This window comes from Gardnerella sp. KA01002, from assembly GCF_049244015.1.
In the GTDB taxonomy this organism is placed as follows: domain Bacteria; phylum Actinomycetota; class Actinomycetes; order Actinomycetales; family Bifidobacteriaceae; genus Bifidobacterium; species Bifidobacterium vaginale.
The window spans coordinates 45,834-60,928 of the sequence record NZ_CP058365.1; the positions used below are offsets into that span (position 1 = coordinate 45,834).

The window sequence follows — 15,095 nt, forward strand, 5'->3', positions numbered from 1 at the left end:
ATGCATTGACTTCGTCTTTATTAACAAAATCTAGAAGATTTGAAGATGAGTAAAAGCGTCAGCGCATTTTTATAATACGCATGTCTCTTATTTATTGTTGATTTTCTGAGCAGCGCAGATGCACAAGTGACTTGCTTAAGACCTTGCTTAAGACTTAAATCGTGAGTAGTAAAAGTTACCTAAATTCGCTAGTCAATTTTCCTATCTGCATATTTTCCCATTTTCATATCTCCCTATCTTCCTATCTTGCAAAACTCAAAGTACTTTGGAAAATATCAAATAGAATTGCATTCAATGACGGTTATGCATTTGCGATGATTTTGTATGCAATGCCTATTTACTGAATTGATAAATAGGCATATACTTATATGTGTGAAGCGAAAAGAGTTGGAGAAAAAACTCAATCAGCTTGCAAGAAGTACTAATAGACAAATAACTTGGTCTGAGGGCGGTAATCATAGCAAAGTTTGCATTGGCGAATTGGCTACTACTGTTCCGAGGCATAATGAAATAAATGAGCTTACTGCTAGAAGCATTATTAGATATTTTGAAAGGAACCTGCAGGCATGATAGGAGCAATGAGTGTTACTGAGCATGATAATGCAACAAATTGTTTGCAAAAGGTGACTGCTATAGCTCGCAGATGCGATGACTGGTGGGCTATAGAAGTGCCAGAAATACCAGGATTATTTACTCAAGTACGTAGGCTTGATAAGGTTGCAGCAATGGTAAAAGATGCTGCTGCAACTTTAAATGTTAAAGTCAATTGCGTGGAAGTAACTCCGAAACTTAGTGAGCAAGATGAGCTTATGCTTCAGCGCATGTTAGATGCAAAATCTGCAGCTATAAAAACTCAAGAAGAAGCGTCTATACTTATGCGTGAAACAGTTCGTATACTAAGGAATCAGGGATTGACGGTTCGTGATGTTGCAGAGCTTACGGGGGTTACTCCGCAGCGAATAAGCTCGCTTAAATCTTAGTGATTTAATGCAATGCGGTTGGGGCTATGCACAAGCAAGTTGCTCAGTAGTGTATAAACTCTATGCAAAACAAATCAATAGCGGATAAATAAGTAAAGGTCAAGTCGTAGGATGTGTGGCTACAACTTGACCTTTGAAAATTGCGATATGTTTTTAAGTTAAAATCGCAGTCTAATGCTTTTATTTATTCTTGGCAATTCCAAGAGCTTTTGAACTTTCATCCTTGTCAAGGCCTATAAATAAAAGCACGATTATGCCAATAATCAGCGGAACATAACCGTATCCAGATCCGTGGATTATGCCGAATATTTCCATAAGTCCATTTGCTATTACGGCTAGTGAAGATACTATAAAATATAGTTGAGCGCACCACGGTTTTTTAATGAGAAACATGGTTGCAAGACCAAATAATCCAGCGATAATTTGAGGCACTCCCCATAGATAATCATTACGCATTACAATCAGCGCAATTCCGCTAGCAAGAAATACACCATTGGCTATTGTCCAAAATACGGATGGAATTTGTGCTTTTGTATCTTCTAAATTACTCATATTCTTCTCCTTCTAATACAAGAAAATAATTGTGTATATCAAACCTTTACAACTTATAAATTAATGGCGTGCTAAAAGGTAAACAATATCTTGTCTAGGAAAACCTTTACAAATAATTACTATCTAAAACTGCTTAAGATTCATTAATCTTTTAAACTGAATCAGTAAGCCATACTATCTATACAGTTATGTTCATTTTTGAAAGGAATAACTGCATTACATTCCCAATACTTACCAAAGGCTCGAAAATAGAGTGAACCGCCTAAATGCTTTATGGTATCGCGATGAAGCAAAAGTCCTTTTTGAGATACTGAGCGAATTGCATCTTTACTTTTCCCGCCCAAAAATCGAACATTGAACTGTTTTATAACAATTTGTTTTTCGCGTATCGAAATTCTGATGTAATAAACTAAAGAAGCATATTTTCGCATGTTCAAATATAGTTCTTCGATTAATTCAATAACTTCACAGATGATTTCATTGCTAATGTCTTCAGGAATATCGTTACTAGATATGTTGCATATTGATCTTCCTTTTAATCCACAAGATGTATTGATTGAGTCGTTCATTTGTAGTGTATCTTCAATGTGCTGAATGAACTCGCTTCGAGCATCTTGCTTAGCAGTATTTCCACGTAGAATGTCGATAATATTATGTCCTTCTTCAAAAGCCTGATCTGCCAAATCATTTATTGCCTCAATAGCACTTCGCTGTTTTTTAGAAATAGACTTGTCAAGTAATGCTATTTTACTTTGTAGTGCAATATCTGCAATCTTATTAGTTAATCTATCGTGCATTCGCACAGCCAGATGAAGATTATTAATTGTTTGCTTATCTTTTTCATAAAGAACCATTTTTTGGTGAGAAATGCGCAAAATAATACCAGTGCAAACGCAAAATATATTTATTAAAAGGTAAGCAATAAGATACTTGAAAGACAAAGTTGATAGGTATCGGTATGCAACGTAGTGTAATGCATCTATTACTAAGAATAAAGGTAGTGTAAATTGAATCGGATATAAATACGAAATAAAAACAAATGATATGATGAGCCCGAAAGTTACTGGTGGAAGATTCAGACTAGGAATAACAAGAATGCTGAGATGTACAAAAATATAGCACATGCTCATAAAATGCGGGAGCAAGCAAAGAAACAGATTTATAGCAGCAAGAATCATGTAAACTATGACAAGTTGTATTGTGCTATTGTCGCTATTTGAGTAAATATATGCATCCATTGCGCTCGACAAACATCCCAATAGTAAAAATGTTTTATTGTCAATAAGCTTTTCTCGTAAACGACGCATTAAGAAAATAATCATTGTGTATCATTTCCTAAATATTCATCATGCAGCCATGTAGTAATAAGTTGTGAACGATTTGTCACATTCAATTTTTTGAACACGCGACGAAGGATAGTTTCCACAGTACAAGTTTCAACAAATAAACGTTTGGCGATTTGCGCATTAGTCATGCCTTTACTGCACAACTTTATAATTTCAGTCTCATGATTCGTTAAAGCAAGGCGTCCATTTTTTGGCTTATTTTGCAAACGCTGAAATGCTGTCGTCGTGTCGTCAAAATGAAGATCTCCTATTATTTGTGGCTTGAACGTGCCATTGGCAATACTGCTAAGCATGGCGCAAATAGTTTCTGGGTGGTTCTTTCCAACAATGCCTTGCGCGCCTGCTGTTGATGCTTTTAAAGCATAATCGTTTATAGGGAATGAAGTTATAGCAATTATTATTGGGAGTGAGTATCTTCTTCGCAATTCGTATAATATTTTAATTCCCGAAACCCCAGACATATACATGTCAATTAGCAGCACGTCTGGGCATTGATTTTGACAAAATTGAATTGCTTGATCGGCGTACGCGGATAACCAGCAAATACTGCAGGACGGAACAACCTGTTCAATATATGTTTTTAGGCCGTGTAGACAAAAACAATCATCATCAACAATGCCAACAGTAATATGCTTTGCTATCATATTGCTCCTTCAGAAAAGCATTATTTAAGTAATAATAGTACTTGAATTTGTATGATGAATATCTTGTCTAGGAAAACCTTTACAAAGGTAATCTTATAAAGGTAGGCACTGAGAGCTTACGGGGGTTACTCCGCAGCGAATAAGTTCGCTTAAAGTTTAGTGATTCAATCACAATGTGGTTGAGGTTATAAGCAAATAAATTGTTCAGTAACATATAAACTCTATGCAAAACAAATCATTCTCTGGTATTACGCAAGCTCCAAAAATCATAAATAAAATCATCATTTAGTGTGATGCAAACTCTTTACGGCGATTATAGGCTATTAAGCAAAAGCTGAAATCCTCAATAAAGTGTCAATCATAAAAGCATTAATTGTAGCATTATCAAGCACTTTATTTATTTTGGATCAGTTTGAGAGGCTTGTTTCGACGCATACTATGTGTCTACGAGTTTGGCGAGTAAGGAGATTTGTGTTATGAGTAAGTTTACGAAAGTACTCTTGCTTTCTGCTATGCCAGTGTGTTTGCTTACTGCATGCTCTGGTAGCGCAGTTGATAATAGTCAACAGCAAGCACAACATGATTCAGTTCCACTTGTTTCAGTCAAAAAACAGCCTTTAACACAAATTGTGTCGGGTAAAGCAACAATAGAACAATCATCTACCTTTGTTATCACTGCTGTAAGTAGAGGGAATTTTTCTCCATCGGTAAAAGCAGGAAGTGCTGTAAAAGCTGGAAGTGTTCTAGGCTACAATGCTGGTAACAAAGTTATTGCTCCAGTAGACGCTAAAGTTGTGTCAGTGGCTGAATCATCTGCGGACGTGCCTAAATCTTTCCCGCTATTTACTCTTAAATATGAAGGTTTTTCAATAAGCCTTAACGCAAAAGCTTTACTTCGTTCTGCGGATATTGCAGATGTTAAAGGTCGCTTCCAAGTTGAAGATGGTGTTGGGCCAACCAATTGTTTGCAAATAGTACAAAGCGGTGGAACTTCTACAGATGTTGCAGCTTCGGGTAGTAGCAAGAATGATAATGCTGATTCAACTCAAACAGATGAGTCGAGTGCGCAAAGTACGCCTAGTGTATCGTCAAAAGTTTTAACGTGTTTAATAGATAAAAGCACAGAAGTAGAATCAGGTCAAAATGCGACGCTTGTTTTTAATGGCAAGCATAAACAATCGGTTCTAACTCTGCCTGTTAGTGCGGTTGCTGGAAGAGTCCAAAAAGGCTTAGTATCATACAAGAAAGGCGATAATTGGGAGCGTAAAGAAGTTGGTCTTGGAATCAGTGACGGCGCTAATATTGAAATTACGTCTGGTTTGCATGAGGGTGATGTTGTAGCAGGTGTTTCTCCTAATCTCATTCCAGGAGTGCAATGATTATGGAGAACAATACTGTTCCGCTGGTTGAACTACAAGACGTGTCAGCGCGTGTAAAACTAGGCAATGGCGAATGGCTTACCACTGTCAACTCTGCTTCTATGTTACTTAATCAAGGTGAAACATACGCGGTAGTTGGCAGGTCTGGCTCCGGCAAAACAAGTCTTATTTCTATTATTGGATTTTTGAATAAAAATTTTACTGGAAAATACTATTATTTTGGCAAATCAATCCAAAAGTGTAGTGATGCTACAGTATCGCATATGCGCGCTCGAAATATTGGTTTTGTTTTTCAAAACTATTCGCTTATTAAGCATTTAAGCATTAGAGAAAATGTTGAGTTGCCGCTTTTATACGCAGGACTACAACAAAGCAAGCAGAAAAGAAGAAAAACTATAGAAGAAGCATTATGTGATGTTGGATTGCAAGATAAACTAAACGAATACCCTGGAAGGCTATCAGGCGGTGAACAGCAGAGAGTCGCGATAGCGCGTGCTCTCGTCACTAATCCCGAATTACTTATTTGCGATGAGCCAACTGGTGCGCTCGATAGTAGTACGGGAGAAAAAGTGCTTCAAGTGTTGCATGATCGTGTTCAAGAATCTGGAACAACATTACTATTAGTCACTCATGATATGAAAGTGGCTCGTTCTTGCTCTCACATTTTTACTATGGAAGGCGGTGTTCTTTATGATCATGCTGCTTAAAGATTTGCGCCTGTCTCCTATGAGATCCTTCCTCACAGGTTTTTCAATGTTTATCGGCATCATTGCCGTTATTGCGTCAGTGCTTATCGGCACGGTTGGTAAGGACTATCTTATTGCAACTAACGAACAGCTAAACGGTCGTAGACCAACATACGAGATTACTTTTTCAGCACAAAATTTTGACGAATATTCAGTATTTAACAAATTCTTAAATCGCATTGAATCCGCAAACCGTAACGCTAACGTTATGCTACAAACAAACACTGGACTACTGTTTAGCGCTTCTATGCCAGCCTCGAAGAGTGTAAAAATAAGCAAAGAATATAAGACTGGCAATCTTCAATATGCTGACGCTGTTTACACTACGGCAGGATACAACAAAGTTTATAACTTACCTATTGTAAGTGGAAGATGGTTTAGTAATAGCGCTAAAAGCAACGCATTAGAAATGGTAGTAAACCAATCTGCTAGCAAAAGATACAAGATTGGTGAAGTAGCATTTATTACTTCTCGCAAAACAACACAAATGAGTCCTATAAGGATTGTTGGAGTTGTGAACGATGGCGTAGACTCAGCAAAAGTATACGTGAATATTCTAGGATTATTACGTTATGCTCCAACTCTTTGGGAATATTCTGGAAAAGAAGCTCAAGGCTCAATCTACTGGTTGAATAAAGAAAATCGTTCTCAAAAATCAATTAAATCTTATGTTTCAGATGCTCTTTACGACTGTTGTGGTGGACAAGTAAACGAAATTAGAAGACATGATAATAGTGATGATTACGAGAATGTTATAACAGTATTGCAATTAAGTTTTGCTATCGTAGCAGCATTATTGCTTTTTGTTTCCGCGCTAGGTTTAATCAATATTGGTTTAGCATCGTTGGAGCAGCGCACACATGAACTGCTTATACGCAGAGCCTTGGGTGCTACTAGATGGTCTATTGCTTCACTCGTGTTAGGAAGTGCGATTATTTTAGCGCTGATAGTTTCGATTGCTGCTGTCGCTGTTTCTTTTGGACTTGTGTCTATAGCATCAAGTTTTTGGGATGCAGCAAGCCCAGTTAGTCCGCCAGTTTACCCATATGAAGCCGCTATTGGAGCTGTTATTGCGGCTTTTATTACAGCGCTTGCTGGAAGTGTGGTGCCGGCAATAAAAGCATCACGTTTACAACCAGCATTAGCATTGCGTTAATTTTCAAAAAATAAGAAAGAAGGAATAATGAATAATCATACTATTGGTAAAGCAACTCTTATTGTTGGTGTGCTTAGTGCGCTTCTTATGTTTAATGCGTGTGGAGGAATAGGCAACAATAATGCGAGTGGTATGGGTGGCGCGCGCTCGCAAAATAGTTCGCCGAGAGAGATTGTTGATTTTGCTCATATAGAGAAGGAATATCAGGAATCTGTGGCAAAGCTTAGTTGGCCTGAAAAATATAAAGCTCCTGCAAACTTGGTTGGAGAAGAAAAAGACGCTCAGTTCCAGAGTGGATATGGTGATACGCAAGCATCTAATTATTATCAGTGTGCTTGGGAACGGCAATGGTTAGACACGTATGCTAGTGATGAACAAGCGGCAAGTAAAGCTTTGCATGAGCTTGAAAAAGTGCCTAGCATGCCGTTTATGGGTCCAGATCGTTGTGATGATGCAACGCGAAACTTTTTCAAAGAGCACATGCGTAAAGCAAAACTAGGAGATCCGTCAGGATTCCAACAGGATGTGCAAACTAATTGTCCTGTGATGTAATTGCATTTGTATAGCTTTATTGTGCTTACGCGCTAAATAGCTTGTTATATGCTTCTTTTTACCCATGTTGATGGTGTCCAATAATCTTTGGTAAGCATTGATGGGTATGTTTGTTTACGAGCTTGAATAATCCATAAGGCTATACCTGTTGAAACAAGTATTACGCCAGCTGCAATCATTATGAATAATGATGAATTTAGATTTCCCCATGCTAGTACGCTTGCATACCCTACGATAATGCCGCATTGCTCCATAATAGAAGTAAAAGTAGTAGTCGCGCCGAGAATGTGTGTCGGTATGCCATCGAGAAGAGCTGTTTGCCCATAGACAATAGTTGCGTCAAAAATAATACCTGCAATGAAAGCAGAGCAAAGAAAAAGAGCAATCCAGTTATTAAGTGCGAAAATAAGTAAAGGAATAGAAAGGAATCCAGGTAATAAAATAGAGTATAAAATCTCATAATGCAGCACAATGTATTTGCATAATAGCGAACCTACAATCATGCCAATGTTAAATATGCTGACTATTGAACCCCACGTGGATGCCGAATGAAAAAGTGTGAGACAATGGTGTGCTCCCATTAGTCTGAATGCGGCAAGCCATGATCCAGATTGTAATGCTGATACTACTCCTAAGACTATTAACCATGGTGTAGATTTCATATAGTGTAAAGAAGCTGCAAAACCAGCAGTTTTATTGCTTCCTGTCTTCGTATTGTTTGAGCTATTTTGTGCTTGCTGGTTTAGATTAACTAACAGTAGAGGTAGCGCCGCTAGTATCATCACAACAGCAATGCTCGTAAAGAAAATGAGCGGATTACATATATCAACAAATATGCCAGTAATCGCTGGTGCAGCAAGCCTGCTGAGATTAATCCACATACGCATGCTTGCTAAAAATTTGGTTTTTTCGCCAGTTGGCGCGCTATATGCCATTAATACTTTTTGATTAGGCGAAGAAAATGCAGTAAAGAATCCGAATATTATGCCGAGTAGTGTAACCGTAGTTGCAATAAGATTATGCTGTGCTACTAAAGCGAAACCGTATCCAGTACACAACAAGGCAAAACAGACCGTTAGCGCTATAAACAATCTAGTTGGTGGATATTTATCTGCGATAATTCCACCAAGCGGTGCTGCTATGCAGGTCATAAGTGCTACGGACACTGCGTTAAGCGCTGCGTGAGATAAGTCGACATGTATTAAAAGATATAGGCTTACGCCAAATCTACAGCTTGTTATAAGAAAAGTATTAAGCGATAAAACGGCAATAATAAGAGTTGTGCGAATCCGTGCCGCAGCGTTCATTTCCTTCTCTTTTTTCTTTCTTTCATGTTATGAATGTCTTTCATATTCTGAATGATATATGCCTCTTGATATACACCTTTTTCTGGACTGTGAGTGAAATGAGTGTTTTATTGCAGTGTTTTACTCTTAACTACTCTTAACTGTGCTGAGCCCTACTCTCGTATAGCTTTGTTGGGTTTTCTTTGTGTTTATTGTGGTGTTTTACTCCGAAATGCTCCGAAATGTATTTACTTTTGCGCTTTGTTGTTTGTGTCGTGATTCGAATTGCTGCAGTTTGCAAACAAGATATATAACTACTGGCGATAGTAGGAGAAGAAGCTGGAGAGTTTGCCCATTGCATCGCGAAGCGTTTGCAAGCGCGGTAAGTAGATAACGTGTAATTATTTTAAGGTATTGACGTTTGTTTAACAATGTAGTAAATTGATTTACAAGAGTTTAGCATTGCAGTTCAAAGGAGACTGAAATGGAGAGAATGCCTAAAGGTAAAAAGTTCCAATTTAAGGCATTGCTTGATGACAAACAGTGGGTATCTAAAGATAATGTCTTCGGAGTTGGAGGGGAGGAGGTAGAAACAAGCGTGCATTTTTGATTTGGTGTCTGTGTGAACATGACATGTAGATTTATATGAGCCAGTGTTTGCGGCAATTAAAAAACTGTTTGCTTGTTATGTAGTCATACAACAAAGAATAAAAAAATTACTAGTTTGTTTTCTGATGCTTTAGAGAATAGTTCGTCACCCATTTTCTAAATGCAAAATGAGTGCAAGTTAACATATGCAGATAAAAAGAAGGTTACAATGAAGAAACTTACAAAAATATGTGCATTAATCGGTGCTGCTGCAATGATTATTAGCGCAGGTGCGTGTGGTAGTGCAAAATCATCCGACGCTAATGGCTCAACACAGCTTACCATTTGGCATTATTGGGATGGCGCTAATGCCGATACCTTTGATGCAATGGTGAAGGATTTTAATGCTTCGCATAAAAATATTAAGATTAAGACTGCGAGCGTCCCGAACTCTGATTTTATGACGAAGCTTCGTGCATCGGCTTCGTCGAAGAGCTTGCCAGATATTTCTATAAGTGATTTGGTATGGGTGCCACAGATTGCAAAAATGGGCAATTTGACTGATCTTTCTAAGGTTATTAGCTCGAAAACGCTCGATGATGTGACTCCTGCATTGATTGACTATGGTCATATTGACGGCAAACAAGTTTCTGTGCCAGTTACTGCCAATAATCTTGCGTACATGTACAACAAGGACGTTTATAAAGCAGCTGGGTTAGATCCTAACAAACCACCACAAACATGGGATGAGTTGAAGAAAGTTGCAAAGACGATCAAGGAAAAGACAGGCAAGCCAGGGTATGATTTGCTTACTCAAGCAGGAGATAACGGCGAAGGTTTAACTTGGAACTTCCAGGTCAACTTGTGGCAAGCTGGCGGCGAATTCTTGACAAAGGATAATTCTAAGGCTGCATTCAATACGCCAGAAGGCAAGAAAGCTATGAACTTCTGGATAGATCTTATAAAGAGCGGAGTGAGCCCATATGCTAAGTGGGGCGAATTTGAAAAGGGCAAGGGTGGTTCTGCTCAGGAAGGTAGCTGGATGGTTGGCATCTGGGCGCCAGATCCACCATTTGATTTCGGTGTAGCGAAAGCTCCTCATCCAAAGGATGGCAAGGAAGCAACTAATCTCGGTGGTGAACAAGCAATCGTCTTCCATAATTCTGACGCTCGTGCCAAGGCTGCTGGCGAATTCTTGAACTGGTTCTTGCAGCCAGAACAGGTGATCAAGTGGTCGCAAAAGACTGGCATGCTTCCTGTAACGAAGAGTGTTGCAAAGTCTGATAAGTATTTGGATTGGGTTAAGAAGGAACAGCCTCGTTTAATTCCGTTTGTGGAACAAATGGAGATTGCTCATACACGTCCAAATACGCCATTGTATCCAAAGATTTCCTTTGAATTTGCAAAGGCTGTGGAGAAGGCTTTCGCTGGAGAGCAGAGTGTTGACGAAGCGCTTGCGAATGCTGAAAAGGCAGTTAACGACGTGATTGCCAAAGGCTGATTGCATAAATACTGTGCCGATAGCTGGGTCAAAGGAAATGAAGTTGACTCAGCTATCGGGGTTCTTTGCATCAAGGAGTATGTAATGAAAAAACGTCATTTTCTCAAGTCTGCGCACAGGCACTACCAGAAAGATCAAGTAATATGTGCTGCGGTATTCTTGTTGCCAGCAGTGCTTATTATTGGTGGTTTCGTGCTGTACCCTGTGTTGTCTGCTGTATATATTTCACTAACATCGTGGGATGGATTCTCTCCAGAAAAGAAATTTATTGGCTTGGGAAACTATGTTCGTCTTTTCCAAGATCCTGAGTTTTTCAATAGCTTAATGGTAACGGTTATTTATGCTGCTGGTGTATGTGTATTAAGTGTGCTGACTGGATTGTTGCTCGCGCTTTTGCTTGATGCGCCTATACGAGGTAGGAGTATTTATCGTAGTATTTACTTCCTTCCAGTGGTTACATCTTCTGTGGCTGCAGCCATTGTGTGGAAATATATGCTCGATCCTTCTGGATTCGTGAACAGTGTGTTGATGAAATTCAATATACACGGACCAGATTGGTTACAAAATCGTTGGCTTGCGCTTATTGCATTAATTCTTTTGACCGTGTGGAAAAATATTGGTTTTAACGCTATTTTGTATTTAACTGCGTTACAAGCATTGCCAAAAAGCGTGTATGAAGCAGCTGCATTAGATGGAGCTACTGGGTGGCAAAAATTATGGAAGATTACTTTCCCATTGCTATCTCCAATGACGTTTTTTGTAGTAGTTCAGGCATTAGTAACGAGCTTCCAATCCTTCGACCTTGCATACATGCTCACTGGTGGCGGTCCTCGCGGAGGCACGGAAGTACTTGGCATGATGATGTATCGTGATGCGTTCAAGCTCGGTGATTTTGGCTATGGAACAGCAATAGCGTTCATTACGCTTGCGCTAGTGCTAGGCGTGACGATGATTCAATGGAAAGTTTCTGGAGCACAAGGAGAAGAATAATGAAGTCATCATTATGGTCGCGTTTGGCGCGTCATGCGATTCTGATTTTAGGTTCAGCAACAGTAATCATTCCATTTTTGTGGATGTTCACTACTTCTTTGCAAATGCGTGCTGAAACATACACGAATACTTCAATTTTTCCTACATCATGGCATTGGGAAAACTATATTCACGCTTGGCAAGCGGCGCCGTTTGCGCAATATTATTGGAATACGCTATTGATGACGGTAGGAATTGTTGTAGGACATTTAATATTTGATGCCTTTGCCGCCTACGCTTTTGCGCGATTAGAATTTCCTTTGAAGAAAACAATATTCATTCTGCTGCTTTCTGCATTGATGATTCCTAATTTTGTGATTGTTATTCCGTCTTATGAGATAGTCGCTAATTTGGGATGGGTTGATACGCTGTATGCTTTGATTGTTCCTAGACTTGCAGATGTGTTTGGCATTATTTTACTTCGCCAATATTTTGCAACAATTCCTCGAGAGCTTGATGAGGCAGCGCGCATTGACGGTTGTGGCAGGTTTGGAATATTCTTCAAAGTAATCGTTCCATTGTCGTCCCCAGCGTTTGCGACGCTTGGTATTTTTAGTTTTCTCTTTGCGTGGAATGATTTCCTTTGGCCGTTATTGGTTACGAATACGGATGAAACTCGTACAATTCAGATTGGTTTAGCATCCTTCGTAGGGCGTTACGGAACCTCTTGGAATTATTTGATGGCAGGAACTTTGACTGCAACAATACCAAGTATTATTGTGTTCCTTTTCTTCCAACGTGCGCTTGTTAGAGGAATTGCCAATACTGGTATGAAAGATTAGAAATTGTAGAAAAATTAAGGATGGGGTTTATTATGTCTATACCACAGTGGTTGCCTGATGCAAGATTTTATCAGATTTTTCCTGATCGTTTCTATCGTTGTGAAGGCTACGGTATGCTAACTGAAGGTCATGTGCCGCTTGATCCATGGGATGCTGAGCCTACGCGTGAGAATTTCTTAGGTGGTAATATTGCTGGAATTACAGAAAAACTTGATTATATTCATGATTTAGGTTGCAATGCGCTCTATTTGAATCCAATTTTTTCTGCTGCAACAAATCATCGTTATGACGCAAACGATTATTTTAAAATCGATCCACTTTTAGGAACTCTTGAAGATTTCCATACATTGGTAGATGAAGCGCATAAGCGGAATATACGTATAGTACTAGATGCAGTTTTAAATCATTGTGGTAAAACTCATTGGATGTTTCAAGATGTTGTTAAAAATGAAGAGAATTCAGAATATGTTAATTATTTTTCAGTGAAAAACTTTCCAGTTAAGTCATTGCCTGTGCCTAATTATAAAACCTGTTCTGGTTGTGAATATCTACCGAAGTGGAATGTGTTTAATCCAAAGGTGCGTGAGCATCATTTTAATGTTGCGAAATATTGGATTGATCAAGGTATCGACGGTTATCGTCTTGATGTTCCATATTTTATTTATCCAGAATTTTGGCAGGATTTTAGGCAAGTTGTTAAATCAAAAAATTCAGAATTATGTTTGATAGCTGAAGAATGGAGAGACCCTGCTCAATGGTTGCAAGGAGACACTACCGATAGCACAATGAATTATACTCTGCGTGATTTAGTTTTAGGTTTTACTGCAACAAAGCGATTCAATGCATACGATTTTGTTAACGGTATTAACCGTCTGCAGGAGCGCATACCGTATGGATATCACCATGGGATGATGAATTTGTTGGGTAGTCACGATACTGAGCGTGTTTTAACTGCGCATCAAAATAATACTGAGGATTGCATAACTGCCTACTGTTGCATGTTTGCCTGCGAAGGTGCTCCGATGATTTATTACGGTGATGAACTTGGTATGGTTGGCGATAATGATCCAGGGTGCCGTTCTGGCATGCAGTGGGATAGTCTTGATACAAATGCTGAAATATTCCGTACAATTGTTCAATTAAATGCATTGCGACGTGATCATATTGCGTTGCGAAGGGGTACGCAAAGTTGTTACGCTGTTGATGGAGATACTGTCATTATTTCGCGAGAGCATAAGGAAGAATCTCTTTTGATGATTATTTCACGTAGTAATTTATTAGAGTATAATTCATCGAAGCTACCTCAACAATTGCAAAATCATAATTGGCGAATTATAAATGGTGTAACTGTTGGAGATAGTTGGCGCCCTAATAAAGATAATTCTATGATCGTATTGCAGGCTCAACAGTAAAAATAATGTAGAAGTAAGAAGTGTGAAGCATGGGAAAGAAAATTACAATGCAGGATATTGCTGATGCAGCGCGTGTCTCTAAATCTGCTGTCTCCTTTGCGTATAATACTCCTGATCGCTTATCGTCAGAAACTGTAGAACACATATTTTCAGTTGCAAAGGAACTAGGATATGTGCGTAATCCTGTTGCTTATATGCTGCGAACTCAAAAGACAAATAGTTTGGGATTGTTACTACCACAGCAATTAGGGCGAGTGCTAGAAAACCCATACTATTCGGAATTTATTCAGGGTATTGGGCAAATCTGTGAGCGAGAGGGATTGACGCTTCTTTTAGTGCCTCCACTTCGTAATTCTATGTTAAAAGCAATTCCTTATGCTGCCGTTGACGGTTTTATAGTAACTGGTTTAGAAGAAGATCGTGGTGAAGTTGAAGCGCTTATGCAGCAAGGAAAGCCATTTGTGATTGTTGACAGTGAAGTACATAGCCAGGCTCCGAGTATCAATATTGATGAGACGCGCGCTATGAAAGAATTAACTGAGCATCTTATTTCATTAGGTCATCGCAATTTTGTGGTGATTTCTCCAGAATCAGGCAATGATGATGGGTATCTTTCTTGGCATGGAACAATTCGTCGCCGTATTGATGGTGTGGTTTCTGCTTTAGAAGAGAATGGAATAGCTCCACTGGTCGATAAGAAAAATGTTATTGAAGTGCCATGTACTCGTACTGGAGGAGAAGAAGCTTTTGCACAAATAAAACAAAATAATTCTGTATTACCAACTGCATTCATCTGTTTTAGTGATGTTATTGCGTTTGGAGTAATGGACGCTGCTAGACAGTCTGGTTTACAAATTCCACGCGATATTTCTGTTACAGGATTTGATGATATAGATGAGTCTGCATGTAGTAACCCACCGTTGACAACAGTTAAACAGCCTGTCACAACTAAAGGACGTTTAGCTGCTGAATATATAGTAGAGACTTTGAATGCTGGGTATGAACGAGCATCATCCCGTCACGTATGCCTACCTATTACTGTGCTGCTGCGTGAGTCAATTGGCCCAGCAGCATCTATAAGAGAATAGGCTGCGTAGTAAATACTTGATTCCTTCCTCCTATGAAAATATAGTGCCACGTTA

The 15,095-nt window shown here is 39.0% G+C and carries 15 protein-coding genes; 11 read left to right on the plus strand and 4 right to left on the minus strand.

Annotated features, from left to right (window positions below):
- The first annotated feature begins 566 nt into the window (after positions 1 to 566).
- The gene (locus HXT60_RS00175; RefSeq protein ID WP_004113737.1) at positions 567 to 980 is read left to right on the plus strand and encodes a transcriptional regulator; all 414 of its coding nucleotides are present in this window, start codon (positions 567 to 569) and stop codon (positions 978 to 980) included.
- A 180-nt stretch (positions 981 to 1,160) separates the two neighbouring features.
- Here the strand turns inward: HXT60_RS00175 and HXT60_RS00180 are convergent, their stop codons facing one another.
- From HXT60_RS00180 to HXT60_RS00190, 3 genes are all read right to left on the minus strand, one after another.
- Positions 1,161 to 1,532, minus strand: a complete 372-nt coding sequence (locus HXT60_RS00180; protein ID WP_004112863.1) for a hypothetical protein — start codon at positions 1,530 to 1,532, stop codon at positions 1,161 to 1,163.
- Between the two features lie 161 nt (positions 1,533 to 1,693).
- Positions 1,694 to 2,854, minus strand: a complete 1,161-nt coding sequence (locus HXT60_RS00185) for a hypothetical protein (protein ID WP_004113739.1) — start codon at positions 2,852 to 2,854, stop codon at positions 1,694 to 1,696.
- Positions 2,851 to 3,522, minus strand: coding sequence for a response regulator transcription factor (locus HXT60_RS00190; protein WP_004113741.1), 672 nt, complete (start codon positions 3,520 to 3,522; stop codon positions 2,851 to 2,853). The genes HXT60_RS00185 and HXT60_RS00190 overlap by 4 nt, the downstream gene beginning before the upstream one ends.
- A 476-nt stretch (positions 3,523 to 3,998) precedes the next feature.
- On the opposite strand from HXT60_RS00190, the gene HXT60_RS00195 reads away from it, so the two are divergent.
- The 4 genes from HXT60_RS00195 to HXT60_RS00210 are packed head-to-tail and all read left to right on the plus strand — an operon-like array spanning position 3,999 to position 7,355.
- A complete protein-coding gene (locus HXT60_RS00195) occupies positions 3,999 to 4,901 on the plus strand; it encodes an efflux RND transporter periplasmic adaptor subunit (protein ID WP_421791102.1) in 903 nt (300 codons plus the stop codon).
- Complete coding sequence (locus HXT60_RS00200; RefSeq protein WP_004113744.1) at positions 4,898 to 5,608, plus strand: ABC transporter ATP-binding protein; 711 nt, start codon at positions 4,898 to 4,900, stop codon at positions 5,606 to 5,608. Before HXT60_RS00195 ends, HXT60_RS00200 begins: the two co-directional genes overlap by 4 nt.
- Positions 5,592 to 6,803, plus strand: a complete 1,212-nt coding sequence (locus HXT60_RS00205) for an ABC transporter permease (protein WP_004118109.1) — start codon at positions 5,592 to 5,594, stop codon at positions 6,801 to 6,803. Before HXT60_RS00200 ends, HXT60_RS00205 begins: the two co-directional genes overlap by 17 nt.
- Positions 6,804 to 6,830: 27 nt before the next feature.
- Positions 6,831 to 7,355, plus strand: a complete 525-nt coding sequence (locus HXT60_RS00210) for a hypothetical protein (protein WP_004113747.1) — start codon at positions 6,831 to 6,833, stop codon at positions 7,353 to 7,355.
- A gap of 44 nt (positions 7,356 to 7,399) precedes the next feature.
- Here HXT60_RS00210 and HXT60_RS00215 read toward each other — a convergent pair whose 3' ends face one another.
- The gene (locus HXT60_RS00215) at positions 7,400 to 8,662 is read right to left on the minus strand and encodes an MFS transporter (protein WP_421791104.1); all 1,263 of its coding nucleotides are present in this window, start codon (positions 8,660 to 8,662) and stop codon (positions 7,400 to 7,402) included.
- Between the two features lie 463 nt (positions 8,663 to 9,125).
- Between HXT60_RS00215 and HXT60_RS00220 the strand changes: the two genes are divergently transcribed.
- From HXT60_RS00220 to HXT60_RS00245, 6 genes are all read left to right on the plus strand, one after another.
- A complete protein-coding gene (locus tag HXT60_RS00220; RefSeq protein ID WP_004113751.1) occupies positions 9,126 to 9,251 on the plus strand; it encodes a hypothetical protein in 126 nt (41 codons plus the stop codon).
- A 207-nt stretch (positions 9,252 to 9,458) separates the two neighbouring features.
- Positions 9,459 to 10,730: an ABC transporter substrate-binding protein gene (locus tag HXT60_RS00225; RefSeq protein ID WP_014554287.1), complete on the plus strand. Its 1,272-nt coding sequence runs from the start codon at positions 9,459 to 9,461 to the stop codon at positions 10,728 to 10,730.
- Between the two features lie 84 nt (positions 10,731 to 10,814).
- Positions 10,815 to 11,720, plus strand: coding sequence for a carbohydrate ABC transporter permease (locus HXT60_RS00230; protein WP_004118115.1), 906 nt, complete (start codon positions 10,815 to 10,817; stop codon positions 11,718 to 11,720).
- Positions 11,720 to 12,541, plus strand: coding sequence for a carbohydrate ABC transporter permease (locus HXT60_RS00235; protein WP_004112888.1), 822 nt, complete (start codon positions 11,720 to 11,722; stop codon positions 12,539 to 12,541). Before HXT60_RS00230 ends, HXT60_RS00235 begins: the two co-directional genes overlap by 1 nt.
- Before the next feature lie 32 nt (positions 12,542 to 12,573).
- Positions 12,574 to 13,953, plus strand: coding sequence for a glycoside hydrolase family 13 protein (locus HXT60_RS00240; protein WP_004138409.1), 1,380 nt, complete (start codon positions 12,574 to 12,576; stop codon positions 13,951 to 13,953).
- 29 nt (positions 13,954 to 13,982) lie between these two features.
- Positions 13,983 to 15,041, plus strand: a complete 1,059-nt coding sequence (locus HXT60_RS00245; RefSeq protein ID WP_004113759.1) for a LacI family DNA-binding transcriptional regulator — start codon at positions 13,983 to 13,985, stop codon at positions 15,039 to 15,041.
- The last annotated feature ends 54 nt before the right edge of the window (positions 15,042 to 15,095 follow it).

Coding starts and splice junctions, on each gene's coding strand:
- HXT60_RS00190 (WP_004113741.1), bottom strand. CDS start 3,522: ATGATAGCAAAGCATATTACTGTTGGCATTGTTGATGATGATTGTTTT.
- HXT60_RS00200 (WP_004113744.1), top strand. CDS start 4,898: ATGATTATGGAGAACAATACTGTTCCGCTGGTTGAACTACAAGACGTG.
- HXT60_RS00210 (WP_004113747.1), top strand. CDS start 6,831: ATGAATAATCATACTATTGGTAAAGCAACTCTTATTGTTGGTGTGCTT.
- HXT60_RS00215 (WP_421791104.1), bottom strand. CDS start 8,662: ATGAACGCTGCGGCACGGATTCGCACAACTCTTATTATTGCCGTTTTA.
- HXT60_RS00195 (WP_421791102.1), top strand. CDS start 3,999: ATGAGTAAGTTTACGAAAGTACTCTTGCTTTCTGCTATGCCAGTGTGT.
- HXT60_RS00245 (WP_004113759.1), top strand. CDS start 13,983: ATGGGAAAGAAAATTACAATGCAGGATATTGCTGATGCAGCGCGTGTC.
- HXT60_RS00220 (WP_004113751.1), top strand. CDS start 9,126: ATGGAGAGAATGCCTAAAGGTAAAAAGTTCCAATTTAAGGCATTGCTT.
- HXT60_RS00175 (WP_004113737.1), top strand. CDS start 567: ATGATAGGAGCAATGAGTGTTACTGAGCATGATAATGCAACAAATTGT.
- HXT60_RS00230 (WP_004118115.1), top strand. CDS start 10,815: ATGAAAAAACGTCATTTTCTCAAGTCTGCGCACAGGCACTACCAGAAA.
- HXT60_RS00235 (WP_004112888.1), top strand. CDS start 11,720: ATGAAGTCATCATTATGGTCGCGTTTGGCGCGTCATGCGATTCTGATT.
- HXT60_RS00180 (WP_004112863.1), bottom strand. CDS start 1,532: ATGAGTAATTTAGAAGATACAAAAGCACAAATTCCATCCGTATTTTGG.
- HXT60_RS00185 (WP_004113739.1), bottom strand. CDS start 2,854: ATGATTATTTTCTTAATGCGTCGTTTACGAGAAAAGCTTATTGACAAT.
- HXT60_RS00225 (WP_014554287.1), top strand. CDS start 9,459: ATGAAGAAACTTACAAAAATATGTGCATTAATCGGTGCTGCTGCAATG.
- HXT60_RS00205 (WP_004118109.1), top strand. CDS start 5,592: ATGATCATGCTGCTTAAAGATTTGCGCCTGTCTCCTATGAGATCCTTC.
- HXT60_RS00240 (WP_004138409.1), top strand. CDS start 12,574: ATGTCTATACCACAGTGGTTGCCTGATGCAAGATTTTATCAGATTTTT.